The following is a 25,396-nucleotide window of genomic DNA, read 5'->3' on the forward strand; positions in this document are numbered from 1 at the left end:
CTGCCGTCCCGGTCGAGCCCGCCGCTCGCCACGCTGACCGACCTCGGATCGTCACTCGCGTGATCGATGCCATCAACGCCGAGCCCGACCGGTTGTGGACCGCAGCGGACATGGCCGACGTAGCCGGGGTCAGCGTACGGCGTCTGCAGGAGGGCTTTCGCATCTACCTCGGCAAGACTCCCCGCGAATGCCTGACCGAGATCCGCCTTGCCGGCGTCCGGGCCGAACTCGCCTCGGGCTCGGCCCGTTCGGTGACCGACGTTGCGCTGAAATGGGGGTTCACTCATTACGGCCGGTTCGCCGCCGCGTTTCGGCAGCGCTACGGTGTGCCACCCTCGTCGTTGTTGCATTGACCCTTCATCCGCGGCGCGATGCCCGCACCGGCGTAAGCTCCTGGTCAGGTCTTCCCGCCAACTGGAGGATGTGCTGAGCGCCGACGAAGGGGTGTCCGCCGACACCACGGACACCGATTCACCACCGGCCCCGAGGGCCGGGTTGGATCTGCACCTCGAGCGGCCCGCCGGCCGGGTCCGCGGCAGCGTGATGGACGCTCTGCGTGACGCCATCCGTTCGGGCCGGCTTCCCCCGGGCACTCGGCTGCCGTCGAGTCGCGCGTTCGCCGCGGACCTGGGCATCGCGCGGAACACGGTAGCGCGGGCGTACTCGGAACTCGTAGAGGAAGGTTGGCTGACGTCACAACACGGCTCCGGCACGACGGTGTCCCGCCGTTCCGCGGGGGCCGTGCGGGCCGAAGGGTTTCGCGTGCGGAGGCTGCCGGCGCGCCGCCCGGACCACGATCTGCGACCGGGCCAGCCCGACCTGTCGTCGTTCCCGCGCGGGCAGTGGAGCCGCGCCGTCAAGCAGGCGCTCCACACGGTCCCGTCCGAGGCGTTCGGTTACGCGGACCCGTACGGCCGCCCCGAACTGCGCCTGGCGCTTGCCGAGTACCTCGCGCGGGCCCGCGGCGTCGTCTGCGGGCCCGACAACATCATCGTCTGCTGCGGTGCCGCCGAGGGGCTGACGCTGCTGGCCCGCGCGCTGGCCGGTGCCGGGGTTGCCTCCCTGGCGGTCGAGTCCTACGGGTTGCCGACGCACCGCGAAGCACTGCGCACGGCAGGGTTGCACTGTCCGCCGCTGGCCGTCGACGCCGGTGGCGCCGACGTCGCCGCGCTCGACGGCATGCAGGAGGTGGGCGGCGTGCTGCTCACCCCGTCACACCAGTTCCCGACCGGCGTACCGCTGCGCTCCGACCGGCGCGCGGCCGTCGTCGACTGGGCACGCAGAACCGGCGGTGTGATCATCGAGGACGACTACGACGGGGAATTCCGCTATGACCGCAGCCCCGTCGGCGCGCTTCAGGGTGTCGACCCGGAACGGGTGGTGTACATGGGCACCGCGAGCAAGTCCCTTGCCCCGGGCCTTCGGCTCGGCTGGCTGGTCCTTCCCGACCGGCTCGTCGAGACGGTGGCACGCCAGAAGGGCGAGACCGAGGCCACTTGCGGCTTCGTGGACCAGCTGGCGATGGCCGAGTTCATCCGAACCGGGTCCTACGACAAGCACATTCGCGCGATGCGCGCGCAGTACCGCCGCCGGCGGGAGCAACTCGTCGGAGCGGTCGGCCGGTCGTCGCCTGCCAATCGCGTGACCGGTCTGCCTGCGGGCCTGCACGTGCTGCTGCACCTGGCCGGCGGCAACGAGAGCGCCGCCGCGCAAGAACCGGCGTGGCGGAATCTCGCTGTCGAGGGCCTCGCGCTCTACCGCCATCCCGAAGTCGACGTCGACCGCGACGGTCTGGTCGTCGGCTTCGCCGCGCCGGCGCAGAGCGCATGGCCTGCCGCCGTGGAGGCATTGGTTCGGCAACTCCCGTGAGTGGACCCCGAATTCGGTGTGCAAGTGGCCCATGCGGCGGCTCGCTACCGTACTAGCCTCAGAGCATGCTGAATGCCGGAAACGTCAAGGTCACCGATCTGCTCTGCGCCACCCCGCCCGCGATTCCCGAGGGTTCGCACGCGATGACACAACTGGTCGAACTCCCACCGGCCGATCCTGGACTCTCGCCGCATCGCCACTCCGGACCGGTGTTCGGCTACGTACTGGAGGGCAGCATCTTCTTCGAATTGGAAGGCGAAGAACCCAGGGTAATCGTTGCGGGCGAGGCATTCTGGGAACCCGGCGGTGACGTCGTGCACTACCAGGTCTCCAATCCCGATCCACAGGCCTGGAGCCGGTTCGTCGCCGTGTGCATCTGCGCTCCCGACGTGGACATGATCACCATGCTCGAACCGGAAGAGATCATTGCCCGCGACTATCTGCGCCACCCCAGCGCACGTCAGCACCAGGGCTGAGCACCGCCGCGACGACACGTCGCGCAATCGAAACGAAACGAAGTGAGGTTTTCATGCAAGCGGTCATCGCGTCCGACCACAAATCCGGTGTCAGTGGACTGTCGGTGGCGGAAGTTCCGTACCCTCATGCGGCAGAGAACGACGTCATCGTCCGCGTTCACGCCGCGAGCTTCACACCCGGTGAGCTCGACTGGCCCGGCACCTGGTCCGACCGTGCGGGGCGCGACCGGGCACCATCCATTCCCGGACACGAAGTCTCCGGAGTCGTCGCTGAATTGGGTTATGGCACGACCGGTCTGACAATCGGTCAGCGCGTGTTCGGGGTCGCCGACTGGACCCGTAACGGTACGCTCGCGGAGTACGTCGCGGTCGAGGCCCGAAACCTGGCGCCGCTGTCTAGCGGAGTCGATCACACCGTGGCCGCCGCCCTGCCGATCTCCGGGCTCACCGCGTGGCAGGCGCTGTTCGATCACGGGCGACTCGCCGCGGGTCAGACCGTACTGATCCATGGTGCGGCCGGCGCGGTCGGTTCGATGGCAGTGCAACTGGCGCTCGAGGCGGGCGCCCGGGTCATCGGCACCGGTCGTGCTCGGCACGGTGACACGGTTCTCGGTCTCGGCGCCCACGCTTTCGTGGATCTTGATCGGCACCGGCTCGAAGATCTCGACGAGGTCGACGTGGTACTCGATGTCATCGGCGGCGAAACACTCGACCGTTCAGCGAAACTGGTGCGTCCCGGTGGTGTCCTCGTCACCATCGCGGAGCCCCCTCGGGTGATGCCCGAGCAGGGACGGGCGATATTCTTCGTCGTCGAATCCGATCGTGAGTGCCTGGTCCGCCTCGAGCGCCGGGTCCGTGACGGTCGTCTGCGGCCACCTGCAACAAGCGTGCGGCCTCTCTCCGAAGCTGTCGCTGCCTTCGATTCCCAGCACGGTGCGGGCAAGCCGGTCATCCGGATAGCGGCAGATGATCTGGGGTGCACCGGATCACGGGCAGAAGGACATTGACGGCTATCCGCCTTCCCCCTTTCACGAAGGAACATTCGATGCCCCAGTACCTCGACGGTCGACGCGTCCCATTCGACAGCACCGACCCCAACTCCACAGGACGCGTAGCCGTCATCGTCCTGTTTTCGGCCGTTGTCGCCATGCTCCTTCTCATGGCGCCCGCCGCGGCAAGCCAACTGCAACTGCAGCTCGCACTGAGTCCGTCGCAGACGGGTGATCTGTTCGCTGCGGAGCTCGGTGCGATGAGTATCGCGTCGATTCCCGCGCTGTGGTGGATGAAGAAGTACAACCTCCGCACGATGTCCACGATCTTCGGGACGATCTTCATCATCGGCAATATCGGCTCGGCCTACATCGGCGACTATGGGACTCTTGTTGCGGTTCGATTCCTGACCTCCCTTGCGGGCGGATCGCTGATGGTCCTGTGCATGTCACTCGCAGCCCAGACCAGGGACCGCAACCGTGTCTACGGCCTGTGGCTGATGGGGCAACTCTGCTTCGGTGCGATCGGACTGGCCGTACTCCCGAAGTTCTTCGACACTTTCGGGATCGGCATCGCATATTGGGTTCTCGCCGTTCTCATGATGGTCGTCCTCCCACTCGTCCGCTTCCTGCCGCAACGCAACATTTTCGCGGGCCGCGCCGGCGCCGAAGACTCGGTCCCCACACCCAACTACGCTCTCCGTGCGACCCTGGGCCTGATTGCGCTGCTTGCCTTCTACGTCAGCCTCAGCGGCATCTGGACGTTCCTCGGTGGCATCGCGGGCGCGTCGATGATCGACAACGAAACCTCGAGCGTGATCCTGTCGATCGCCACCGTGCTCGGCATCGCAGGATCGGTCGGGGCCACCGTTCTGGGTGCACGCCCGAGCACCCGAATCAATCTCCTCGTGGGCTACCTCGCGATGACCCTGTCGGTCGCTCTGCTGGCGGGAATACCCGGGGTTCTCCGATTCACTCTGGCCGCGTTGCTCTTCAAGTTCACCTGGACCTTCATCCTGCCTTATCTCATGGCCACCCTCTCCGGGTTGGATCGGTCCGGGCAGCTGGTGAACCTGGCCAACCTCGCGATCGGCGGCGGATTCGCACTCGGCCCGTTGATGGGTGGACGCCTCGTCGAAAGCGCCGGAGGGTACGGCACGCTCATCGCGGTCAGCGTCGCAGGACTGGTCCTGTCCCTGGTGCTGATCCTCGTCGCTCAACCCCAGCGCACCGCTGCCGCGAACTCCACGGTCGCGGTGTCCCACATGGTCGAGTAGTCCGAGGGGCGGGCAGGGCCTGCGAGTACGCTGGCGCGGTCGAGAAGGAGAGGTTGTGCCCATGAGTGAGCCGTACGCAGTCGTCGGAGCGACGGGTGGTCAAGGAGGCGCTGTCGTCGACGCGCTGCTCGAGCGAGGGCGTGAGGTCCGAGCGCTCGTCCGTCGAAGCTCCTCTCGCTCAGAGGCGTTGCGCCTGCGAGGCGTCGACATCGCCGTGGCTGACATCACCGACCGGGCGGCGATCGCGTCTGCGGTCGACGGGTGTGCGGGCGTGTTCGCCATGACAACGCCTTTCGAAGACGGCCCGGAGGCGGAGATCGCTCAGGGCGCCGCGCTCGTCGACGCGTTCGGTGATTCCGGTGTTCCCCACGTGGTGTTCTCTTCGGTGGCCGACGCGGACAAGAGCACCGGGGTGCCACATTTCGAGACGAAGGCCGTGACCGAGGCGTTGCTGCGAGAATCATCGGTCTCGTACACGATCGTCGGGCCGACCTACTTCTACGACAACCTGCTCGGCGGCCTCGACGGCATCCGCCACGGCCGGCTCGACCTGCCTCTGCCCGTCGATACCCCGCTGCAGCAGTTGTCGCGCCGAGACCTCGGTCGGTTCGTCGCCCTCGTGTTCGACGATCCGGACCGATTTGCCGGGACGAGAGTCGACCTGGCTTCGGATGATCCGACGCCACGTCGAATGGCCGAGGTGCTCGGTGAGGTGCTGGGCACACAGGTACATGCGCATTCGTCCGACGCGGACGCCATCGCATCGCCGGACATGCGCGCGATGTTCCGCTTCCTCACCGACACGGGGTACGACGCGAACATCGGCGAACTGCGCCGGCTCTACCCCGAGGTGGGCTGGCAGAGCTTCGCCGATTGGGCGGCCGAGTTGGCCTGAGGTCCGCGGCGAGCATCGGCGCGTATTCGACGACTGTGGCGGTCGCCACGATTATGTAATATGGAGGTCGGAGCCCGGTACTCGAACACCAGCAGTGAGGACGGCCATGGGCGTGCAGGCCAACACCAGAGCCATCGAGAAAGAGATCGTCACCGATTTCAGCGAGCGGATGAGTTACGGCTCGTACCTGGACCTCGACACCCTGCTGAGCGCGCAGAAACCGGTGAGCAGGCCCGAGCATCACGACGAACTGCTGTTCATCATCCAGCACCAGACCACCGAACTCTGGCTGAAGCTCGTCCTGCACGAAACCCTCGCGGCCCGGGACGCGTTCGATGCGGACGACATCGGCAGGGCGCTCAAGTGCGTGGCGCGCGTCAAGCACATCCAGAAGACGCTGACCGAGCAGTGGTCGGTGCTGGCCACGCTGACGCCCACCGAGTACTCCGAGTTCCGGCAGTTCCTCGGCAATTCGTCCGGGTTCCAGTCCTATCAGTACCGCGCCGTCGAGTTCGTGCTCGGCAACAAGAACGCCGGAATGCTGAAGGTGTTCGAGGCCGATCCCGCCGCCCACGAACTGCTCGACCGGCTGCTCCGTGAGCCGAGTCTGTACGACGCGTTCTGGCAGTGCCTGTCGCGGCTCGGGTACGACGTGCCGGCGTCCGCGCTGCACCGCGACGTGACCGCCGCCTACAGCCTGAACGACGACCTGATGCCGCTGATCAAGTTCGTGTACGAGAACTCCGAGGAGCACTGGGCCGTCTACGAGGCGTTCGAGGAGTTCGTCGACCTCGAGGAGAACTTTCAGCTGTGGCGCTTCCGCCACATGCGCACGGTGCTGCGGACCATCGGGATGAAGTCCGGAACGGGAGGATCCAGCGGTGTCGGGTTCCTGCAGAAGGCCCTCGAACTGACGTTCTTCCCGGAACTGCTGGCCGTGCGCACCGAGATCGGGCGATGATGACCACGTCGACGGATGTGCTGGCGGCCCGGGCCGGGGAACTCGACGCCGCGGACCCGCTGCGCGCGTACCGCGACCTGTTCATCGGAGCCGACGATCCCTCGGTGCCGGCCTACCTCGACGGGAACTCGCTCGGCAGGCCCACCAAGGCAAGCGCCGAGCGCATCACCGCGTTCGTCACGCAGTCGTGGGGCGGCCGGCTGATCCGCGGGTGGGACGAGGAGTGGTACGACCTGCCGATCACGATCGGTGACACCCTCGCGCGGGTGTCGCTGGGCGCGGCCGCCGGTCAGACCACCATCGGCGACTCGACGACGGTCCTGCTGTACAAACTCGCGCGGGGTGGGCTCGCGTTGCGGCCGGGTCGCACCGAGATCGTCGTGGACCGCGACAACTTTCCGACGGACCGGTACGTGCTCGAATCCGTCGCCGGGGAACTCGGGCTCACGCTCCGGTGGATCGAATCGGATACCCGGGGCGGCGTCACCGTCGACGACCTGCAGTCGGTGGTGTCCGAACACACCGCGCTCGTCGTTCTCAGCCACGTCGCGTACCGCTCGGGTTACCTGGTGGATGCGGCCGGGGCCGCCCGGGTGGTGCACGAAGCGGGCGGGCTCCTGCTGCTCGACCTGTGTCACTCCGTCGGGTCGGTTCCCCTCGAACTCGACGCGTGGGAGGTCGACCTGGCGGTCGGGTGCACGTACAAGTACTTGAACGGCGGACCCGGCTCACCGGCGTTCGCGTACGTCCGGGCCGACCATCAGCAGGACTTCGTGCAGCCGATCTGGGGCTGGATGGGGCGCGACGACCCGTTCGCGATGGCGCAGGGCTACGAGCCGGCGCCGGGCATCCGGCGCGTGATCAGCGGAACGCCGTCGGTCCTCGGCATGATCGCACTCCAGGACACCCTCGCGCTTTTCGACGACGTCGGGATGGACGCCGTGCGGGCCAAGTCGATCGCCCTGACCGAGTACGCACTCGACCTCGTGCGCGAGGTGCTGATTCCGCTGGGCGTGGAGATCGGATCGCCGGAGGATTCCGCCGAGCGGGGTGGTCACGTCATCATCGACCACCCGCGGTTCGAGGCCGTCGTTCAGCGACTGTGGACGAAGGGCGTCATCCCCGATTTCCGTGCCCCGCAGGGGTTGCGTCTCGGCCTGAGCCCACTGAGCACGAGCTTCGGCGAGGTGTGCACCGGGATACTCGCGATCCGTGATGAACTCGCCGACTGAACCGGCGAGCGCGATCCTCGACGACTTCGATTCGCGACCCGGCAGCGCCACGTCGCTGATCCGAACCGTGCTCGGTGCGTACGTGCGCGACGTCGGCGGGTGGGTGGCGATCGCCGATTTCGTGGAAGTGATGCAGGCGGTCGGTATCCCGCCCGAGTCGACGCGGATCGCGGTGGCCCGGCTGAAGAAGAAGGGGGTGCTCCGACCGCGCGCCCGCGACGGCCGCAGCGGGTACGAGGTGACCGAGCAGGCCGAGTCGATGTTCACCCGCGGCGATCCGCGGATCTTCGGTTTCCGTCAGATGGCGGACACCGATCCGTGGCGGCTGATCTCGTTCACCATCCCCGAATCGCAACGGGCGGCGCGGCACCAGTTGCGCAGACGGCTCGGCTGGATCGGGTGCGGAACCGTGTCGCCGGGACTGTGGATCGCCCCCGAACACCTCGCAACCGAGGTCGGGGACATCGTCGACGCGCTGGGCCTGTCCGAGTACGTGACCACGTTCGTGTCCACGTCGGTGTTCGTCCCCGATTCGATGGGGGACGCGGCGGCCCGGTGGTGGGATCTGGGTGGCATCGCCGCGCGGCACCGCGATTTCCTGGACCACCACCGGGTCGCGCTCTCAGCGCCGGACGAGGTGTCGCCGCGCGACGCGTTCGTCCGCTTCGTGCCGCTGCTCGACGAATGGCGCATCATCCCGTACATCGACCCGGGCCTGCCGGGCGCAATGCTGCCCGCGGACTGGCCCGGCGCCGACAGCGTTCACCTGTTCGTGTCGGCGCGGGACCGCTACCTCGCCGGGAGCCGCGACTGGGTGCGGAGCGTGCAGTCGCGACTCCCGGTCTGAGGGTGTCAGCCCAGGAATTCCTCGCCGATGTTCTTGGCCCACTCCTCGGCCTGATCCTTCGGGCGGACGGAGCTGGAGCCGTCGTGCCTGCCGTGTTCGCCGACCTGGACCGCGCCGAGGGAGATCAGCTTCTCGGCCATGATCTCGCCGCCGCGGTTGTACGTCTCCTCGTACACCTTGTCGCCGAGACCGAACAGCGCGAACTGCATGCCGGTGAGGTCGGGTTCGTCCTCCTCGAGCCCTTCGAAGAAGGGTTCCGCGCCGGTGGGCAGCTCGCCCTCACCGTACGTGGAGCACACGATGACGTGGAAGTTCTCGGGGTCGAGATCGCCCGCATCGAATTCCATCATGTCGTACAGGGACGTGTCGCCGTAGTCGCCGAGCACGTCGGCGATGTTGTCGGCCACCAGTTCGGAGGTTCCGCCCTCGCTGCCGTACAGAATCACCACTGCCATTGTTCTTGCTCCTCGTGAGTTGCTGCCGACGTGGTCAGTACACGTCGCGCAGGTAGCGCTTTTCCTTCTTGAGCTTGGTCACGTAGTCGGCGGCCTGCTCGGTGGAAAGGGTGCCATGGGTGGCGATGACCTCGTGCAGTGCCCGGTCGACGTCCTTCGCCATGCGGGTGGCGTCRCCGCACACGTAGAAGTGGCCGCCGTCCTCGAGCCAGGCGAACAGCTCGGCGCCGTTCTCGACCATCCGGTTCTGCACGTAGATCTTCTCCGCCTGGTCGCGGGAGAAGGCGAGGTCGAGGCGGGTGAGCAGACCGCTGTCGCTCATCGCGGCGATCTCCTCCTCGTAGATGTAGTCCGACGCGCGGTGCTGGTCGCCGAAGAACAGCCAGTTGCGTCCCGACGCGCCCCGCGCCTGCCGCTCCTGCAGGAACGCGCGGAACGGCGCGATGCCGGTGCCCGGGCCGACCATGATCATCGGTGCGTCGTCGTCCGCGGGGACCCGGAACGACTTGTTCTTCGACACGAAGATCCCGCCGTTGCCGCCCTCGGCGATCCGATCGGCGAGGAAGGTGGAGCACACGCCGCCGCGGTCGCGTCCGGCCGAGCTGTGGCGGACGCTGGCGACGGTCAGGTGCACGCTGCCCGGGTTGGCCAGCGGGCTGGAGGAGATGGAGTACGCCCGGTGCTGCAACGGCTTCAGCAGTCCGACGAACTCGTCCGCCGTCAGCGTCACCGACGGTTCGAGGAGCAGCAGGTCGAGCACGTCCTTGCCCCACAACCACGCGTCGAGGGCTTCCTTGTCGCCGTGCCGCAGCACGTGACTCAGCTCCTCGTCGCCCGCCCGCTTCTCGATCTCGTCGATGAATTCGTGGCTCGGCGTGGAGATCTCGTACCCGTGTAGCAGTAGGTCGCTGAACGGCCGCTCCTTGCCGGTGACGGCGGCATCGGCCGGGATGCCCAGCCGTGCGACGAGGGCGTCGACGAGGGCGGGATCGTTGATCGGCATCACACCGAGCGCGTCACCGGCCTCGTAGTCGAGACCGCTGTCGGCGAGCGCGAACTCGTAGTGGCGGATCTCCTTCGCGGACGTGTCGCTCGACAGCCGCCGGTTCACGGACAGCGTGGAATTGTAGGGGTTCTTGCGGTTCCACTGCGACCGTGTGCGGGCCGGTTTCGTCACCGACTCGGCGACGTCGGCGACGGCGGACTCGCCGCGAATGCCCTCGACGGCCGCGAACAGCGGCAGCGTGTCGGCGACCCACGCGGCGGCGGCGTCCTCGTAGTCGACGTCGCAGTCGACGCGCGGCGTCACACGGTGGGCCCCGAGCTGCTCGAGCCTGGTGTCGATCATCTTGCCCGCCTGGCAGTATCCGTCGTACCCGGTGTCGCCGAGCGCGAGGACCGCGAAGTCGGTGGTCTCGAGCCGCGGTGCGGTCTCGGCGGCCAGCGCCTGCCAGAACAGTTCGGCGTTGTCGGGCATCTCGCCCTCACCGTAGGTGGAGGTGACGACGAGGACGCGCTGCATCGCGGCGAGTGCGTCCGTGTCGACGTCGTCGAGGGCGCTCACGACCGGCGCGAAGCCGTGCGAACGCGCCGCGGCCGCAGCATCTTCCGCGACACCCTCGGCGTTCCCGGTCTGGCTGCCGTACAGCACGTGCATGGCGGGCAGCTGCCCACCGGCCGCCGCGGCGGGCGCGTCGGAGCCGCCGGCGACCAGACGCGAGCTCATTCCGGCGAGGAAGCCGGTGAGCCAGACGCGCTGGTCCTCGCTGAACGGGGCGTCCTGGGGGATGTAGGGCAATTTCATGAGGGCACCACGTCTCTCGTGGGGATCAGATCGGGGAGGGCGTGCTGCGCGAACAGCTCCTCGAAACCGGGCAGCCGGCCGATCTTGTCGACGTTCTTCGCATCCTGGTGCAGGATCCAGCCGTACGTGCCGGGGGCGTCGATGGACCGGACGTTGCGGCGGCGCAGCGCATCCTTGTAATCGGCGAGCCGCTTGGCCGCCACCATCACGGCCAGATCCTCGTCGCTGTAGTCCTTCAACGCTTCCCGTGCGTACCGCTGCAACCGCTGCATGAGGAAGAAGTCCTCGGTGAGCAGCAGGTTGCGGACGGCCTTGTCGACGGACGGGTCGGACGGATCCGTGACACCGGGCAGCTTGGACAGCGCCATCTCCTGCGCCGCGTTCAGCACGGTGTAGTTGTTCAGCAGTGCGAACATCGCCTCGGTGTCGGCCTCGCCGTAGCCGGGCACGGCGCCGTCCAGCACGGCGTGACCGTCCCGGTAGTCCAGCTTGAACTTGCGCACCTGGTGCCCGACCAGTGCGGCGGCGAGTTCGTCGGCCAGATCCTTGCGGGGCTTGGCCTTCAGGATCTCGTCGCTGTCCTGGTACTGCAGCAGCGCACGCGGCATGCCGTACACGAAGTGGCGCTGCTCGGTCTCCCAGTTCGCCAGCAGCCACGCCGCCTTGGCGGAGCCGGTGGCCTCGAGGTGCCACCCGAGCAGCACGTGCACGGCCTGGCGGTGCAGCGCGGCGTGCTCGTCGTCGCCGGTGATCGAACCGAGCAGGATCGAGTCGGCGCTGGCCTTGCCGGGCAACTTGTTCTCGGGGTCGTACTGGTAGACGAAGCCACCGCTCATGCCGTTGCCGACGCCCTTGCCGAAGCCGCCGAGGTTGAGGACGGCGCCGTTGGTCATGTACTCGCAGGCGAAGTCGCCGACACCCTCGACGACCGCGGTGGCACCCGAATTGCGCACGGCGAAGCGGTCACCCGCCTGGCCCTCGACGAACGTGCGGCCACCGGTGGCGCCGAACAGTGCGAAGTTGCCGATCAGCACGTTGCCGCCGTGGCGGTCCGAACCGCCACCGGGGGAGCGGACGACGATGCTGCCGCCGTTCGCGCCCTTGCCGACGCCGTCGTTGGCGGTGCCGGTGTGGACCAGGGCCATGCCGTCGTTGCAGAACGCGCCGTACGACAGGCCCGCGGACCCGGACGTGGCGATCCGGACGCTGCCGTCGCGCAGGTAGCCGCGGCCGCGTTCGTCGCGGAGCACCGCGGGCAGCGCGACCTCGGTGAGCTCGTGATTGAGCATCCGCTCGATGTCGACCGCCAGCTGGGCGCCGACGCTCTTGTTGCGGTTGCTCAGGTGCACGCCGTCGCCGAGCTCGACGGTGGCCTCGCCCTGCTCGATCAGCGCGGCACGCAGCTGCACGAGCCAGCCGTCGTCGAGCGTGTAGTCCTTCTCCAGGTACACCGGATCGCCGATGGTGACCTCGTCGACCACGGCGAGCATCGCGCGCAGGTCGAGCTGGCCGACGCTGGACGGGTGGTCCAGCAGCTGCAGCAGATCCGAGCGTCCCCGGGCCTCTCGCAGCGAGGACATGCCCAGCTCCGCCAGCACCTCACGGGTCTCGTGCGCGATGTTGAGCAGGTACTGCGCCATCGCCCGCGGGTCACCGTCGAACAGCTCGGGATTGGTGGTCAGGCCGGCCGGGCACTTGATGTTGCAGTTCTTGGCCATGACGCACTTGAGCATCATCAGGGCGGTGGTGCCGAACTCGAAGCTGTCCGCGCCGAGCAGCGCCGACTTCACGACGTCGCTCGCCGTCTGGTGCGCGCCGGAACAGCGGAGCAGCACCTTCTGCCGCAAACCGTTGGCGCACAACGCCTGATGGACCTCGGCGACGCCGATCTCCGCCGAACGTCCGGCGTACTTGAGGCTCGTCACCGCGGCGGCGCCGGTGCCACCGGTGTTGCCGGCAACGTTGATGACGTCGGCGCCGGCCTTCGCGACACCCACCGCGATAGTGCCGATGCCCTCCGAGGACACGAGCTTGACGATGACGCGGACCCGCGCCGCCTTGCAGTCGTGGATCAGCTGCGCGAGGTCCTCGATCGAGTACGTGTCGTGATGCGGTGGGGGAGAGACGAGTTCGACGCCGGGAGTGCCGCCGCGCGCGGCCGCGATCTCGACCGTGACCTTGGGCGCGGGCAGCTGCCCGCCCTCGCCGGGCTTGGCGCCCTGCGCGATCTTGATCTCGAGTTCCTCGAGCATCGGGTCGGCGAGGTACCCCGCCCACACACCGAAGCGGCCCGACGCGAACTGCTTGATCCGGGAACCGCGGATGGTGCCGTAACGGGAGATGTGCTCGCCGCCCTCACCGCTGTTCGACATGCCGCCGACCATGTTGGTGCCGTGCGCGACGGCCTCGTGCGCGTTGGAGTTCAGCGCGCCGTGGCTCATGGCGCCGGACGTGAGGAACGGGGTGATCTCGCTGGCCTTCTGCACCCGGTCGATCGGCAGGCTCGCCGGAGCGGTGCGCAGCAGCGACAGACATCGCAGCGCCTCGCCGGACGTGCGCACCACGAGGGCGTCGCCGTCGACGCGGTGCTCGCGGAGGTCGTCGCCGAACCGCATGACCAGCGATTCGCCGAGCGCCGCGAGCGCGGTGGCCTCGCCCGCGTGCGGTCCGGTGAGCCGGAGCCGGAACTCGTCCTCGCCGACGGCCTCGGAGGCGAGTCCGCGCACCGCGAAGCTGTTGTTGCCCTTGCGGGAGAAGCGGCCCATCTGCTTGCGGAACTCCGCCGCCGTGGTGAGGAACGTGACGTCGGCGGGCAGATCCAGGACGTCGCGCAACGCTGCGGGACGACGGGTCCGCTCGTCGGCCATCGTCCGCGCGAACGCACGGTAGCCGGGGGTGATCTCGAAGCGGTCGATCGCCTCGTGCGTCAGCTTCTGGAATCCGGCGTTGCGGTAGGCGTCGTCGTCGAGACCGAATGCGTCCTCGAGCCGGTTCAGCGGCAGCAGCCGCAGCGATTCCGTGTGGTCCTGCGTGCCCGCCGTGTCGAACGCGATCGGTTCCTCGGTGAGGTCGACGAAGCCGCGCACGGCCGCCGTGCCGTACGAGTGGCCTGCGCCCTCCGCGCGTTCCTTGAACAGGCCGAGCAGCGGGACGTCCTTCTCCCCGGTGACCGACAGCGCGCGCTGGTGCCAGTCCGCGACGGCCTGCGCGATGACGGCGAACCCGACACCGCCGACCGGCGTCTTCACGTTCGCGAAGTAGCGGCGCAGCACCCGATCGTCCGTGTCGAGGTAGTTCGGTTCGAAGAACTCGCCGCCGATGTAACTCTCGGCGGTGCACAGGCCGACCCGGCCCATCGTCTTCATCAGCGACTTCTCGGCGGCCTTCGCGAACCGCTTGAACGCCTGGTCGGCGTCGTCGGCGAACTTCTCCTCGGCGCGCAGACGGACGGCGAGGGGGTAGATCGCGGCGGCGCCGAAACCGAGGGCGGCGGCGACGTGGTGCGAGGACGAGATCTGACCGCTCTCGGCGACGACGGACACGCGCAGGCGCAGGCCCTCCTCGATCAGCCGCTGGTTGACCGCGGAGATCGCCACGATCATCGGCAGCGCGGCGCGGTCGGTGGCCACGTGACGGTCGGTGAGGATCGCGATGCCGCCCTGCTCGCGGGCGAACGCCTCCACCTCGTCGCAGAGCCCGTCGACCGCGGCCTCGAGCGCCGCCGCGTTGGCGGCCGGGTCACCGTGCACCGGGGTGTACAGCATCGGGAATCGCTGCACCGGCGTCTCGGACTGCTTGCGGATCCGCAGCATGTCCAGGTGGGTGAGGATCGGCGAGGGCACCACGATCTGCGGGGCCGACTGCGCGCCACTGTTCGGCTTGGCGCCCAGCGCGACGCGCAGCGTCATGCCGTCGGCCTCACGGATGCTGTCCAGCGACGGGTTGGTCACCTGCGCGAAACGCTGCGAGAAGTACTTGGCGACACCACCCTCCTGATCGGAGAGCGCGTTGATGGCGTTGCCGTAGCCCATCGCGGAGATCTTCTCCTGACCCGACGCGAGCATCGGGTCCATCATGAACTTGAAGCTTTCCTGGTTGTGCGAGTACGCGACGTAGCGCTGGGTGCGCTCGAGGTCGCCGTTGTAGCGCAACGGACCCGGCTCGGCCTCGACCTCGGGCAGCGCCTCGATGGTCCGGCGCGCTTCCGCGACGAGCGTCGGGTAGTCGTTGCGGGCGGCGAGCAGTTCGAGTGCCTCGTCGGTGGAGTATGCGCGGCCCACGCGGTGGTCGAAGTACAGCATGCCGCCGGCCTCGATGCGTCCACGGTGCAGCACGGTGGCGGGGTCGAAGTCGATCTGCCCGGCCTCCGACGTGACGCACAGGTACTCGTCCGTCTCCACCGAACGCAGCGGACGCAGACCGAGCCGGTCGAGCCGGGCGCCGACGACGGTGCCGTCGCCGAAGATCAGCGCGGCCGGGCCGTCGTTCTTCTCCTCGTACAGCGAGAAGTACTCGAGCATCGCCCGCACCTCGGGTGACAGCGTGGAATCGTTCTCCCACGCCGGCGGCATCATCGACACGACCGCGGTCACCAGGTCGAGACCGTCCTCCACGACGCGGCTCTGCAGCGTCTGGTCGAGGCGACAACTGTCGGACTGACCGTGCGGACGGACGATTTCCCGGTTGCGGGCGCGGGCCAGGGCCGTCTCGGACAGGCGGTTCTTCTTGTCCGTGTTGAGCTCACCGTTGTGCGCCATCAGACGGAACGGCTGCGCCATCGTCGGATGCGGGTCGGTGTTGGTGGAGAACCGGGTGTGGAAGTACAGCGTGTGGATGGCGTGCGCCGGGTCGACGAGGTCCTGGAAGTAGGGCATCACCTCGTTCGAGTTGAGGCGGCCCTTGAGCACCTGGGTGCGGGCGCTGAGCGACAGCGGGTACAGCCCGGCCAGATCAGGCTGGGTGTACGCGACGGCCTCGATCGCGAGGAGGGCGTCGTGGATGCGGCGGTCGAACTCGGTCTCGTCGGCGCACGCGTCGGGCGCGGTGAACACCCACTGCCGGATCGGCAGCTGGTGCCGGATCGCGGCGGGCCGGAGCACGGTGGCGTCGACGGGCACGTCGCGCTCGAGCAGCACCCGGAACCCCTGCTCGGCGAGAGCCCGCTCGATGACGGCCTCCGCGTCGCCGTGGAACGCGACGTCGGTGGGGAGGAAGAAGTTGCCGACCCCGAAGCGGCCCGCCTCGAGGTCGCCGTCACCGGTCAGGGCCCGGAAGTATGGCACCGACAGGTCGACGCACACGCCGGCGCCGTCGCCGACACCCTCCGCCGACATGCCACCGCGGTGAGGAACGGCACACAGGGCCTCGTGGCCCCGGAGGAGGACGTCGTGGGTCTGAATGCCGTCCTTGCGGGTAATGAAGCCCACGCCGCAGCTGCTCTTGTCGAGCGTCCTGTCGTACAGGCCGGACTCGGTGGCACTCGTGTTCAACCGACTGTCTCCTCGCGATACTCGCCGAATAGGGGTCCGTGCTGGGCGCACGGGTGGCGTCGGCGAGAGGATCACGGCAGAGAACCGGCCCCGTACCGATGCGCCGGTGAGGCAGACGTCGTTGTCTGAAATGCGGACTTTGGCATGTCCACGCGAAACCGCAGATTAGCGGAGGCTAAGTCCGATCTGCAAGCTGCTCGATTCGAGCGCGACGAGCGGTAGCAAATCCGCGCCCCGCGTGGAGGCCGAACGCGTAGTTGCGAACATCACACCTGGCCAGGCCGCAAAACGTGCATACCCGAACGGCCGTTCGGACTGACTGGTCCGTAGATGCACAGCGAGTGGCCGGACGCGGGCGCCATTGCGTCCGCGGATGGCAATTCGGTGGGCGTGTGTAGGGTCGGATCTCAGTCGGTGAGATCGATCCGGACCGTCAGGAGGTCGGTACCGACCGCGCGGACGGCGGTGCTGTTCATCCGGGGCAGCTGGGCCAGCCGCGCCCTCGTGTCGTCGTCGGGCAGCAGTGTCGCCGTGCCCGTGTGCCACCGGCCGTGGAACCGCAGGCGAACGGCATTGTTCGCACGGATGTTGCGGATGTAGTTCGACTTCTCCCCGAACTCGGACACCAGCCAGAACTCGGTGCCCGTGCGCCGGCCGCCGATGGGCGTGACGCGGGGCTGCCCGCTCACCCGGCCGGTGGTCTCGAGGAGGGTCTGGCTCGACAGCCGCGCGGTGAGCGGGTTGGCGACGTGCCGCTGGAATTGCATGACGATCCGTCGTTTGATCGCGCTGAGGTCGGCCATGACGAGAGCCTTCCACGGGGGAAGGCTCTCGTCGAGCGTTCGCTACGCCGCGACGACCGTGTCGTCGTCCTGGAACGGGTCGCCGGTGCGCTCGGCGTTGTAGCGGGCTTCGTCGAGGATGCCCTCCCGCTTGGCGACGATGGTGGGGACGAGCGCCTGGCCGGTGACGTTCACCGCGGTGCGGCCCATGTCGACGATCGGCTCGACCGCGAGCAGCAGGCCGACACCGGCGAGGGGGAGCCCCAGCGTCGACAGCGTGAGCGTCAGCATGACCGTGGCTCCGGTGGTGCCCGCGGTGGCGGCGGAACCGATGACCGACACGACGATGATCAGGAGGTAGTCGGTGAACGACAAAGGCATACCGTAGAACTCGGCGACGAAGATCGCTGCGATCGCGGGATAGATCGCGGCGCAGCCGTCCATCTTGGTGGTCGACCCGAGCGGCACGGCGAACGACGCGTACTCGCGGGGGACGCCGAGATTGCGTTCGGTGACCCGCTCGGTGAGGGGCAGGGTGCCGATCGACGACCGCGACACGAAGCCGAGTTGTGTTGCGGGCCACACGCCGGAGTAGAAGGCGCGCACCGACAGTCCGTGCGCGCGGATCAGGACGGGGTAGACGACGAAGAACACGATGGCCAGGCCGGCGTACACGGCGGCGGTGAACCAGCCGAGCGAGCCGATGGCGTCCCAGCCGTACGTGGCGACGGCGTTCGCGATCAGTGCCGCGGTCCCGATCGGTGCGAGACGGATGATCCACCACAGCACCTTCTGCACGATGGCGAGGAGCGATGCGTTGAACTGCAGGAACGGTTCGGCTTTCGCTCCGACCTTCAGGGCGGCGATGCCGATCGCGGCCGCGACGACGAGCAGTTGCAGCACGTTGAAGCTCAGCGACGTGCTGGCCGCGCCCTCGGCGACGGTGGTCTTCGCGTTCAGTCCGAGAAAGTTGCTGGGGACCAGTCCGGTGACGAACGCCCACCACGAACCGGTGGTGCCGGGCGCCTTTTCGGTGGCGGCGCTGACGCCGGTGCGGGCTCCGGGCTGGGTGATCGACCCGACGACGATCCCGATGATCACGGCGATGAACGCGGTGATCGCGAACCACAGCAGTGTCTGGACGGCCAGGCGGGCGGCGTTGGCCACCTCACGCAGGTTGGCGATCGAGCTGACGATGGCCGTGAACACCAGCGGGATCACCGCGACGGTAAGCAATTTCACGTAACTGGAGCCGATGGTGTGGACGGTTCCGACGAGCCAGTTCTCGTTGCCGTCGGCGGCGACGGGCATGGCGCGGGCGACGAGTCCGAGGATGACGCCGACAACGAGACCGGTGACAATCTGGGGGCCGAACGAGGTGGCCCACTGGGGGAGACGGCGTCGAGAGGTGGTCTCGGCGCGCGTGGACAGCGCGGAACTGGGCATGGGTGTGCCTTTCGCGTGGGGCCGTTGAACGTCGCCCGGTGGGGCGGATACGGCGGGAGAGAGTCCTGAGTGGAGAGGTGCGTCAGCGCGAGCGCGGACAGATCGCGCTCGCCTGCAGGCGGAGGTCGACGTAGCGCCGAGAGGTCAGGAACAACACTGCGGGAACAATACTCCCGGTGGCGGCGGGCGTCTTACTCCGGTTCCGCCTCGCCCGGATACCAGCGCGCGTAGACGTCGGGGTGCGCGCGGGTGCGGCTCTTCCACGCGTTCTCGCCGTACGTGCGGTAGAGCGGATTCGCCGGATCGAGTTCGATGCCGCGGGCTCGTTCGGCCAGGTGCGGCGGCAGCTCGATGGTCGGGACCGTGGCGTCGAGAGCGGGATTGAGGAAGTACGGGACCGACAATCGCTCGGGCGCACCGGCGGGGGTGAGCACCCGGTGCCGGGTGGCCCGCAAGTAGCCGCCGGTCGCGACCTCGAGCAATTCGCCGATGTTGACGACGAACGAGCCGGCGCGGGCCGGTGCGTCGATCCAGTCGCCGGTCTCGGTTTCCACCTGGAGTCCTGACGACCCGGGTTCGAGGAGCAGCATCGTCAGTACGCCCGAATCCTTGTGGGCGCCGACACCCTGCTCGCCGGTGTGGTCGGCGCTCGGGCGTTCCGGATAGCGGACGACCTTGATCAGTGTGGCGGGGGCGTGCGCGAAGGCGTCGTCGAAGATTGCCGGATCGGCGTCGAGTGACGCGGCCCAGTGCCGCAGCAGCCGCATCCCGACGTCGGCGAGCGCGGCGTCGAGGGCCTCGATCGTCTTCTCCAGGTCGGGGAGATCCGCGGGCCACTGATTGGGACCCTGCAGCCGCAGGTAGCCGGCGGCACCGGGGATCGGCTGCCGTTCGGGCCCGATGTCGATCTGTTCCCGCCAGTCGGTCTCACCGTTGGTCAGTTCGCCGCCCACCCGGTTGTAGCCGCGGAAATGGGGACTGTTCAGCATCGCGATCGACTGCTTGGCGTCGTCGGTCAGGCCGAAGAACTCCCGCGCGACGGTGAACACCCGGTCGAGGAGTGCCCGGTCCACGCCGTGCCCGTCGAGGTAGAAGAACCCGACGTGATGGGTGATCTCCCGCAGCCGTTCCCGCCCGGCCGGGGTGTCCAGTTCGGCGAGGTCGATGACGGGGAGCATTCCTCCACGGTATCGCCGGGCGGTCGCGGTGTCAGGTGTCCCGGCGGCGCTCGAGCAGGACGCTGTCGTGCCAGGTGCCGTCGATCTGCGCGAGTCGCTCCCGCACCCCGACCGTCCGGTAGCCGACCGCGTGGTGCAGGGCGATCGACCCGGTGTTGACCGCCAGCACCGAGGCCTGCAGCGTCCACAGTCCCGCGAAGTCGGCCTCGTCGAGGAGCCGCCGCATCAGTGCGGTGCCGACGCCTTCCCCGCGGAACTCCCTGGCGGTGTACACAGAATTCTCGGCGACCCCGCGGAAGCACCGCCGCGAGGATATGGGGGAGAGGGCGGCCCACCCGGCCACCGTCCCCGACACCTCGGCCACCCACCGGTGCCCGTCGAGCCAGCGTGTGTCCAAATCCGACCTGGTCGGGGTCACCGTCTCGAACGTGGCCCGTCGCGTCGCGATCCCCTCGGAGTAGATCCGGAGCACCGCCTCCCAGTCGGCCGCGGCGAGCCGGCGTACCGTGATCGCCTCCATCGTGGAGGTGTTGCCATGAAGTGCTGTGGCACAACGCAATCGCGGATCTGGTTCCGGAGGGACGAGGGCGAACATGGCGCCAGCTTAGCGGCTCGACGGGCCGGTGTGGGGTGCCACGTTTCGGGGCGAATGTACCTCCGGGCGCCTCGGGTGCGCCGACGGGTACATTCGCCCGCGCGTCACCGCAGCCGGATCCACGTCGTCTTCAGTCCGGTGTACTTGTCCATCGCGTGCAGGGAGAGGTCGCGGCCGAACCCGGACTGTTTGAACCCGCCGAACGGGGTCTGCGCGCTGATGGCGTCGACGGTGTTGACGGAGACGGTTCCCGCCCGCAGTGCCGCGGAGACGCGGTGCGCCCGGTTCAGATTCTCGGTCCACACCGAGGCGGCCAGACCGTAGATGCTGTCGTTGCCCATGCGGACCGCGTCGGCCTCGTCGGTGAACGTCTGGACGGTGAGGACGGGTCCGAACACTTCCTGGGTCACCACCTCGGCGGTGGGTGCGACGTCCGCGAAGATCGTCGGTTCGACGAAGGATCCGCGGCCCTCGACGGTGGTCCTGTTGCCGCCCAGCAACACCCGGCCGTCGGACCGGGCGCGGTCGATGAACCCCGCGACGGTGCGAGCGTGGTTCTCGTCGACGATCGCGCCCAGTGTGGAAGCGGGATCGAGCGGATTGCCGGCGCGGATCGACGACGCCCGGCGGACGAGGGCCTCGGTCACCTGTTCGGCCACCGACTCCTCGACCAGCAACCGGGAGTTGGCCGAGCACACCGCCCCCTGGTTGTAGAACGCGCCGAACACGGCGTTCTCCACCGCCTCGTCGAGGTCGGCGTCCGCGAACACCAGGTTGGGGCTCTTGCCTCCGCATTCGAGCCACACCTGCTTGAGGTTCGAGTCCGCCGCGTACCGGAGGAACCGTTTCCCGGTGGCGGTCGAGCCGGTGAAGGCGACGACGTCGACGTCGGGATGCAGGCCCAGCGCCGCCCCGGCGGTGGCGCCGAGCCCCGGGACGACGCTCAGGACGCCGTCGGGCAGCCCCGCCTCGGTCGCGAGTTCGGCCAGTCGCAGCACCGACAGCGGGGCCTGCTCGGCGGGTTTGAGGACGACGCTGTTGCCCGCTGCGAGGGCCGGCGCCAGCTTCCACACCGCCAGATCGAGCGGAAAGTTCCACGGCACCACGGCGGCGACGACACCGAGCGGTTCGCGGGAGACGAGCGCGAGACTTCCCGGATCGGTGGGCGCGATCTCCCCGCCGATCTTGTCGAGAGCCTCGGCGTAGAACGTGAAAAGTGCGGCGGCCGAGGGGACGTCGACGGTCAGCGCCTCCACCACGAGCTTGCCCATGTCGAGGGAGTCGAGCAGGGCGAGCTCGTGGCGGTGCTCGAGGATCAGCTCGGCGAGCCTGAGCAGGACCCGTTTGCGGTGGGACGCCGGGCTGCGCGACCAGATGCCCGAGTCGAACGCCTCCCTCGCGGACCGGACCGCCGCGTCGACGTCGGGGGCGTCCGCGGCGGACACCCGGGCGAGCAGTTCACCGGTCGCCGGGTTGATCGAATCGAACGTCTCGTCCGATTTCGCGGGACGGAACGCGCCGTCGACGAACAGTTCGCGGCGCGGCGTGATTGCCGCGGCGAGTGCTGTCCAGTCGTCGAGTGTGGTCGGATCAGGCATCGTCATCCTCGTGCTCGAAAGTGATGGTCAGGGAACGTAGATGGCGAACTGCTTGAGCAGCGGTTCGTCGACGCGGTACTCCCCGCGCCACCCCTTGGTCAGGGTGAACGCGTCGCCGGGGCCGAAGGTGTGGGCGACCCCGTCGTCCGCCGTCAAGGTCACGGAGCCCTCCAGGACCCGGGTGTATTCGTCGCCCGGGTAGGACTCGATGAACTCGCGGTAGGGCTCGGCGCGCCACGAGCCGACGGTGAACTTCTCGTCGCCGCTGCTCAGGTGGACCATTTCGTGTTCTTGCGGATCGCCCGCCCGGAGCGTCTCCGCGGTGACGTAGGCGCTGGGGGTCATCGCCGCGACGTTCTCGGCGTCGGTGGGGATCGGGTGTACTGCGGTCATGGCGGTGTTCCTCAATTCTGTGCGTTGGCGAACGGGGGGATCGTCAGTGTGCTGACGGGTTCGATCGACAGGCCGGTGACTTCCCGGCGGAAGGCGACGGGGCCCGGCGCGGGCGGTTCGTCGAGTTCCTCGGCGTACCGGTGCCCGGACCAGACGGCCGCTGCGATGGTGGACGGCGCCCAGGCGTCGCCGATGCCGCGGACGCTGCGCAGGTCGGCGGCGGCCCACTCGGATTCGCGCGACTGCAGGTCGTGGAACAGTCCGTCGTGCGGAAGCCGGGCGGTGACCAGGACGACGCCGTCCGCGTCGAAGAACTGTTCGTCGCCGGTGAACGCGCACACCGTGCGGACACCTTCGGGGGTGATCGCGGTGACGGCGCGGTTCACCTGAACGTGGACCCCGGCCTTGATGATTCGCTTGCGTATCCGGACCACTTCCATGGTGTTCGTCGTCCACTGCGACACGTGCGCGGCGGGCGTGATCAGGGTGACGTCGAATCCCTCCTTCGCCAGGAGTTCGGCGACGACCGCCCCGAGGTAGTAGTGGTCGTCGTCGAAGAGCACCACCTTGTTGCCCGCCGGTCGCAGCCCCGCCATCACGTCGTCCGGTGTGAGGACGTCGGCGTGGTCGTCGACGGGAACGGCGTGGGTGTGCCACCGGCCGACGCCGTCGCGGCGCCAACTCGAACCGGTGGCGACGACCACGTGGTGGAAGTCGTTGTCGATGACGTCGTCGGCGGTCATCTCGCTCTCCATGAACACGTCGACGTTGGACAACTTGCGGAGTTGCTGCTGCCGGTAGTCCACCACCCGGATCCAGGCGGACAGTCCGGGCAGCTTCGACTCCCGGGTCACCCGGCCACCGAGTTGCCTGCCGGCCTCGGCGAGGCTCACGGTGTAACCGCGTTGCCCGAGGGCACGCGCGGCCTCGAGGCCGGCGGGACCCGCACCGACCACGAGCACGTTCGACTCGCTCGACCGGACCTTGATCCGCTCCGGGTGCCAGCCGCGACGGAACTCCTCGCCCATCGTCGGGTTCTGGGTGCAGCGGATCGGAGACATCGTGAAGTCACCGGACACGCAGATGTTGCAGCCGATGCATTCGCGGATGTCCTCGAGGTTGCCCTCCTCGATCTTGCGGGGAAGGTACGGGTCGGCGATCGACGGTCGGGCCGCCCCGATGAAGTCGAGGATGCCGCTCTTGACCTGGTGCAGCATCGTGTCGGGCGAGGTGAAACGGCCGACACCGACGACGGGTTTGGTGGTGAGTTGCTTCAGTCCCCGAACGTACGGTTCCTGCTCCGCCTCGGGTCCGAACCGCGAGGTGACGGAGTCGTCCTCCCAGCTGCCGAGCACGAAGTCCCACAGGTCCGGGGTCTCGCCGAGCAGGCCGATCACGTCCTCGATCTCGCTGCGCGTGATGCCCTCGTCGCCGAGGAGTTCGTCGACGGAGATGCGGCACGCGACCGCGGCCTTGCCGTCGGCGACCTCGCGGGAATCCTCGAGGATCTCGCGGAGCAGGCGCACGCGGTTGGTGAGGCTGCCGCCGTACTCGTCCGTCCGGTTGTTGTAGCGACGGGACAGGAAGTGGTGCAGGCCGCCGATCGCGTGCCCGGCATACACGTAGACGATGTCGTATTCGGCCTTCAACGACCGGCGCACCGCCTCCTTGTGCCAGTGCCGGAGGTCGGCGATGTCCGACTTGGTCATCTCCCTGGCCTGGACGGGGTCGTAGTTCCAGGAGACGACGGGCAGATTCTGCGGGCCGAGCGGGGTTTCGCGGCTGATCAGGTTGGGGCTGTTCAGGCCGTTGTGGGCGAGTTCGATGCCGGCGAGAGAACCGCCTTCGTGGATCTTCTCGGAGATCCTGGTGAGGGCGGGCAGGTCCTGATCGTCCCAGAGGCGCAGTTCGATGAACGGGCCGATGTCCGAGGTGGGGTGGATCTCGACCTGCTCGGTGCAGACGACCGCCCAGCCGCCCTCGGCCTTGAYTCGCCGCATGTAGGCCTCGCCGGAGGGGTCGCGGTAGCCCATGCCGTTGCAGTGGGGGACCTGGAAGAACCGGTTGCGGGCGGTGACCGGTCCGATCTTGACCGGTTCGAACAGGATGTCGTATCGCGGATCACGCACGGTGGGTTCCTGACTGGAGACGGAGAGTGGGCTCGCTGTGGTGGCCTGCGCACTCGGCTGGCCGGCCGTTCCACTGTCGCCGAGACGGCGATTCTTTGCGATCTGTCTCAAATAATTGCCGATCGAGTAGTGAAAGTCCAGGCTCGGTGGGAGAAATACCGCCCCGATCGCGACTTGTTTATTGATGAAGTTCATCAATAATGGTGGTCATGGCACGTCCGAAGAGGCAGGGAGTCCGGCGCAGTGAGATGGTCTCGGCGGCCACCACCGCGATCACCAAGCGGGGCATGACCGGGCTGCGCATCAAGGACGTCGCGGAGGAGGCGGGCCTGTCGGCGGGTCTGGTCAGCTACTACTACCCGTCACTCGAGGATCTGCTCGTCGAGGTGCACGAGCACGCGGTCGACCGGTTCTACCGGCGCAGGCACGACGCCGTGCAGGATCTCGCCGATCCGGTCGAGCGGCTGCGCACCACGGTGCGGCTGGGCATCCCCGATGCCGCCGACGATCCGCTGTGCACGGTCCTCTACGAACTGCATCTCCACGCGAGCCGCAACGCGACGCACTCCGCGCTGCTGTCGACGCTGTTCGACCTGGAGGTGTCGCTGTACAGCACGGTGCTCGAGATCGGCCGGTCCCAGGGCGTGTTCACGCCGTCGATGCCCACCGAGGAGATCGCCCGCACCGCGGTGAGCCTCGAGGACGCCTACGGCCTGCACATCATCGCGCGGAACCGGCGCATCGAGCCGTGGACCGCGCGGAACAGCGTCCTCCGCTACCTCGACACCGTGCTGTCGTGCTCGATCGCCGAGTTCACCGCGGACTAGCCGCAGGGATTCACCCGAGTCTTGGCATCTGCAGAACTGATGCACTACCCCGGATCTTTGTGTTGTACAGATTTGCCGGGCGCGGACGAGAGTAGTGACCGGCATCACTGCGATGTTGCCGCCGAAGGCCGACGCCGCGCCGGCCGAAACGCGC

At 68.2% G+C, this 25,396-nt stretch carries 20 protein-coding genes; 10 read left to right on the forward strand and 10 right to left on the reverse strand.

What is annotated here, in order from left to right; translation table 11 throughout:
* From AC1DWT_RS19380 to AC1DWT_RS19420, 9 genes are all read left to right on the forward strand, one after another.
* On the forward strand, positions 1-353 hold a 353-nt coding region (locus AC1DWT_RS19380), incomplete at its 5' end, for a helix-turn-helix transcriptional regulator (protein WP_477921850.1).
* A gap of 91 nt (positions 354-444) precedes the next feature.
* The gene (gene pdxR / locus AC1DWT_RS19385; protein ID WP_477921886.1) at positions 445-1,869 is read left to right on the forward strand and encodes a MocR-like pyridoxine biosynthesis transcription factor PdxR; all 1,425 of its coding nucleotides are present in this window, start codon (positions 445-447) and stop codon (positions 1,867-1,869) included.
* Between the two features lie 65 nt (positions 1,870-1,934).
* Positions 1,935-2,345 (forward strand): cupin domain-containing protein, encoded by a 411-nt coding sequence (locus AC1DWT_RS19390; protein ID WP_095865890.1) that lies wholly within the window; start codon positions 1,935-1,937, stop codon positions 2,343-2,345.
* A 53-nt stretch (positions 2,346-2,398) separates the two neighbouring features.
* Positions 2,399-3,352: an NADP-dependent oxidoreductase gene (locus tag AC1DWT_RS19395; protein WP_072944037.1), complete on the forward strand. Its 954-nt coding sequence runs from the start codon at positions 2,399-2,401 to the stop codon at positions 3,350-3,352.
* Positions 3,353-3,390: 38 nt separating this feature from the next.
* The gene (locus AC1DWT_RS19400) at positions 3,391-4,611 is read left to right on the forward strand and encodes an MFS transporter (RefSeq protein WP_072944039.1); all 1,221 of its coding nucleotides are present in this window, start codon (positions 3,391-3,393) and stop codon (positions 4,609-4,611) included.
* A 55-nt stretch (positions 4,612-4,666) separates the two neighbouring features.
* Positions 4,667-5,506, forward strand: coding sequence for an NmrA/HSCARG family protein (locus tag AC1DWT_RS19405; RefSeq protein ID WP_095865889.1), 840 nt, complete (start codon positions 4,667-4,669; stop codon positions 5,504-5,506).
* A 106-nt stretch (positions 5,507-5,612) separates the two neighbouring features.
* Positions 5,613-6,467, forward strand: coding sequence for a tryptophan 2,3-dioxygenase (locus AC1DWT_RS19410; RefSeq protein ID WP_072944043.1), 855 nt, complete (start codon positions 5,613-5,615; stop codon positions 6,465-6,467).
* Entirely contained in the window at positions 6,464-7,699 is a 1,236-nt protein-coding gene (locus AC1DWT_RS19415; RefSeq protein ID WP_477921853.1) for a kynureninase, read from the forward strand. The genes AC1DWT_RS19410 and AC1DWT_RS19415 overlap by 4 nt, the downstream gene beginning before the upstream one ends.
* Positions 7,683-8,546 (forward strand): PaaX family transcriptional regulator, encoded by an 864-nt coding sequence (locus AC1DWT_RS19420; protein WP_387492889.1) that lies wholly within the window; start codon positions 7,683-7,685, stop codon positions 8,544-8,546. The genes AC1DWT_RS19415 and AC1DWT_RS19420 overlap by 17 nt, the downstream gene beginning before the upstream one ends.
* Positions 8,547-8,551: 5 nt before the next feature.
* On the opposite strand, the gene AC1DWT_RS19425 is transcribed toward AC1DWT_RS19420, so the two are convergent.
* From AC1DWT_RS19425 to AC1DWT_RS19470, 10 genes are all read right to left on the reverse strand, one after another.
* Entirely contained in the window at positions 8,552-9,001 is a 450-nt protein-coding gene (locus AC1DWT_RS19425; protein ID WP_072944048.1) for a flavodoxin domain-containing protein, read from the reverse strand.
* Between the two features lie 34 nt (positions 9,002-9,035).
* Positions 9,036-10,805, reverse strand: coding sequence for a sulfite reductase subunit alpha (locus AC1DWT_RS19430; protein ID WP_477921856.1), 1,770 nt, complete (start codon positions 10,803-10,805; stop codon positions 9,036-9,038).
* Positions 10,802-16,294 (reverse strand): glutamate synthase-related protein, encoded by a 5,493-nt coding sequence (locus AC1DWT_RS19435; RefSeq protein ID WP_477921858.1) that lies wholly within the window; start codon positions 16,292-16,294, stop codon positions 10,802-10,804. The genes AC1DWT_RS19430 and AC1DWT_RS19435 overlap by 4 nt, the downstream gene beginning before the upstream one ends.
* Positions 16,295-16,701: 407 nt before the next feature.
* On the reverse strand, positions 16,702-17,097 hold the full coding sequence (locus AC1DWT_RS19440; RefSeq protein WP_072944054.1) for a nitroreductase/quinone reductase family protein: 396 nt from the start codon (positions 17,095-17,097) through the stop codon (positions 16,702-16,704).
* 42 nt (positions 17,098-17,139) lie between these two features.
* Positions 17,140-18,522, reverse strand: a complete 1,383-nt coding sequence (locus AC1DWT_RS19445) for a dicarboxylate/amino acid:cation symporter (protein ID WP_477921861.1) — start codon at positions 18,520-18,522, stop codon at positions 17,140-17,142.
* 191 nt (positions 18,523-18,713) lie between these two features.
* Positions 18,714-19,700, reverse strand: coding sequence for an isopenicillin N synthase family dioxygenase (locus AC1DWT_RS19450; RefSeq protein ID WP_477921863.1), 987 nt, complete (start codon positions 19,698-19,700; stop codon positions 18,714-18,716).
* Positions 19,701-19,731: 31 nt separating this feature from the next.
* Positions 19,732-20,220, reverse strand: a complete 489-nt coding sequence (locus tag AC1DWT_RS19455; protein ID WP_477921864.1) for an N-acetyltransferase family protein — start codon at positions 20,218-20,220, stop codon at positions 19,732-19,734.
* Positions 20,221-20,399: 179 nt separating this feature from the next.
* Entirely contained in the window at positions 20,400-21,893 is a 1,494-nt protein-coding gene (locus AC1DWT_RS19460) for an aldehyde dehydrogenase (RefSeq protein ID WP_477921865.1), read from the reverse strand.
* Positions 21,894-21,920: 27 nt separating this feature from the next.
* On the reverse strand, positions 21,921-22,286 hold the full coding sequence (locus AC1DWT_RS19465; RefSeq protein WP_072944063.1) for a cupin domain-containing protein: 366 nt from the start codon (positions 22,284-22,286) through the stop codon (positions 21,921-21,923).
* Between the two features lie 11 nt (positions 22,287-22,297).
* Positions 22,298-24,415: an oxidoreductase gene (locus AC1DWT_RS19470; protein ID WP_477921867.1), complete on the reverse strand. Its 2,118-nt coding sequence runs from the start codon at positions 24,413-24,415 to the stop codon at positions 22,298-22,300.
* Positions 24,416-24,624: 209 nt separating this feature from the next.
* On the opposite strand from AC1DWT_RS19470, the gene AC1DWT_RS19475 reads away from it, so the two are divergent.
* Positions 24,625-25,242 carry a TetR/AcrR family transcriptional regulator gene (locus AC1DWT_RS19475; RefSeq protein ID WP_072944279.1) on the forward strand — a complete coding sequence of 206 codons (618 nt, stop codon included), beginning with the start codon at positions 24,625-24,627 and terminating at the stop codon, positions 25,240-25,242.
* Positions 25,243-25,396 lie beyond the last annotated feature (154 nt).

This window comes from Rhodococcus sp. P4_B6 (assembly GCF_056402215.1).

Coding starts and splice junctions, on each gene's coding strand:
- AC1DWT_RS19390 (WP_095865890.1), top strand. CDS start 1,935: ATGCTGAATGCCGGAAACGTCAAGGTCACCGATCTGCTCTGCGCCACC.
- AC1DWT_RS19395 (WP_072944037.1), top strand. CDS start 2,399: ATGCAAGCGGTCATCGCGTCCGACCACAAATCCGGTGTCAGTGGACTG.
- AC1DWT_RS19400 (WP_072944039.1), top strand. CDS start 3,391: ATGCCCCAGTACCTCGACGGTCGACGCGTCCCATTCGACAGCACCGAC.
- AC1DWT_RS19410 (WP_072944043.1), top strand. CDS start 5,613: ATGGGCGTGCAGGCCAACACCAGAGCCATCGAGAAAGAGATCGTCACC.
- AC1DWT_RS19415 (WP_477921853.1), top strand. CDS start 6,464: ATGATGACCACGTCGACGGATGTGCTGGCGGCCCGGGCCGGGGAACTC.
- AC1DWT_RS19420 (WP_387492889.1), top strand. CDS start 7,683: ATGAACTCGCCGACTGAACCGGCGAGCGCGATCCTCGACGACTTCGAT.
- AC1DWT_RS19425 (WP_072944048.1), bottom strand. CDS start 9,001: ATGGCAGTGGTGATTCTGTACGGCAGCGAGGGCGGAACCTCCGAACTG.
- AC1DWT_RS19440 (WP_072944054.1), bottom strand. CDS start 17,097: ATGGCCGACCTCAGCGCGATCAAACGACGGATCGTCATGCAATTCCAG.
- AC1DWT_RS19445 (WP_477921861.1), bottom strand. CDS start 18,522: ATGCCCAGTTCCGCGCTGTCCACGCGCGCCGAGACCACCTCTCGACGC.
- AC1DWT_RS19450 (WP_477921863.1), bottom strand. CDS start 19,700: ATGCTCCCCGTCATCGACCTCGCCGAACTGGACACCCCGGCCGGGCGG.
- AC1DWT_RS19455 (WP_477921864.1), bottom strand. CDS start 20,220: ATGGAGGCGATCACGGTACGCCGGCTCGCCGCGGCCGACTGGGAGGCG.
- AC1DWT_RS19460 (WP_477921865.1), bottom strand. CDS start 21,893: ATGCCTGATCCGACCACACTCGACGACTGGACAGCACTCGCCGCGGCA.
- AC1DWT_RS19465 (WP_072944063.1), bottom strand. CDS start 22,286: ATGACCGCAGTACACCCGATCCCCACCGACGCCGAGAACGTCGCGGCG.
- AC1DWT_RS19475 (WP_072944279.1), top strand. CDS start 24,625: ATGGCACGTCCGAAGAGGCAGGGAGTCCGGCGCAGTGAGATGGTCTCG.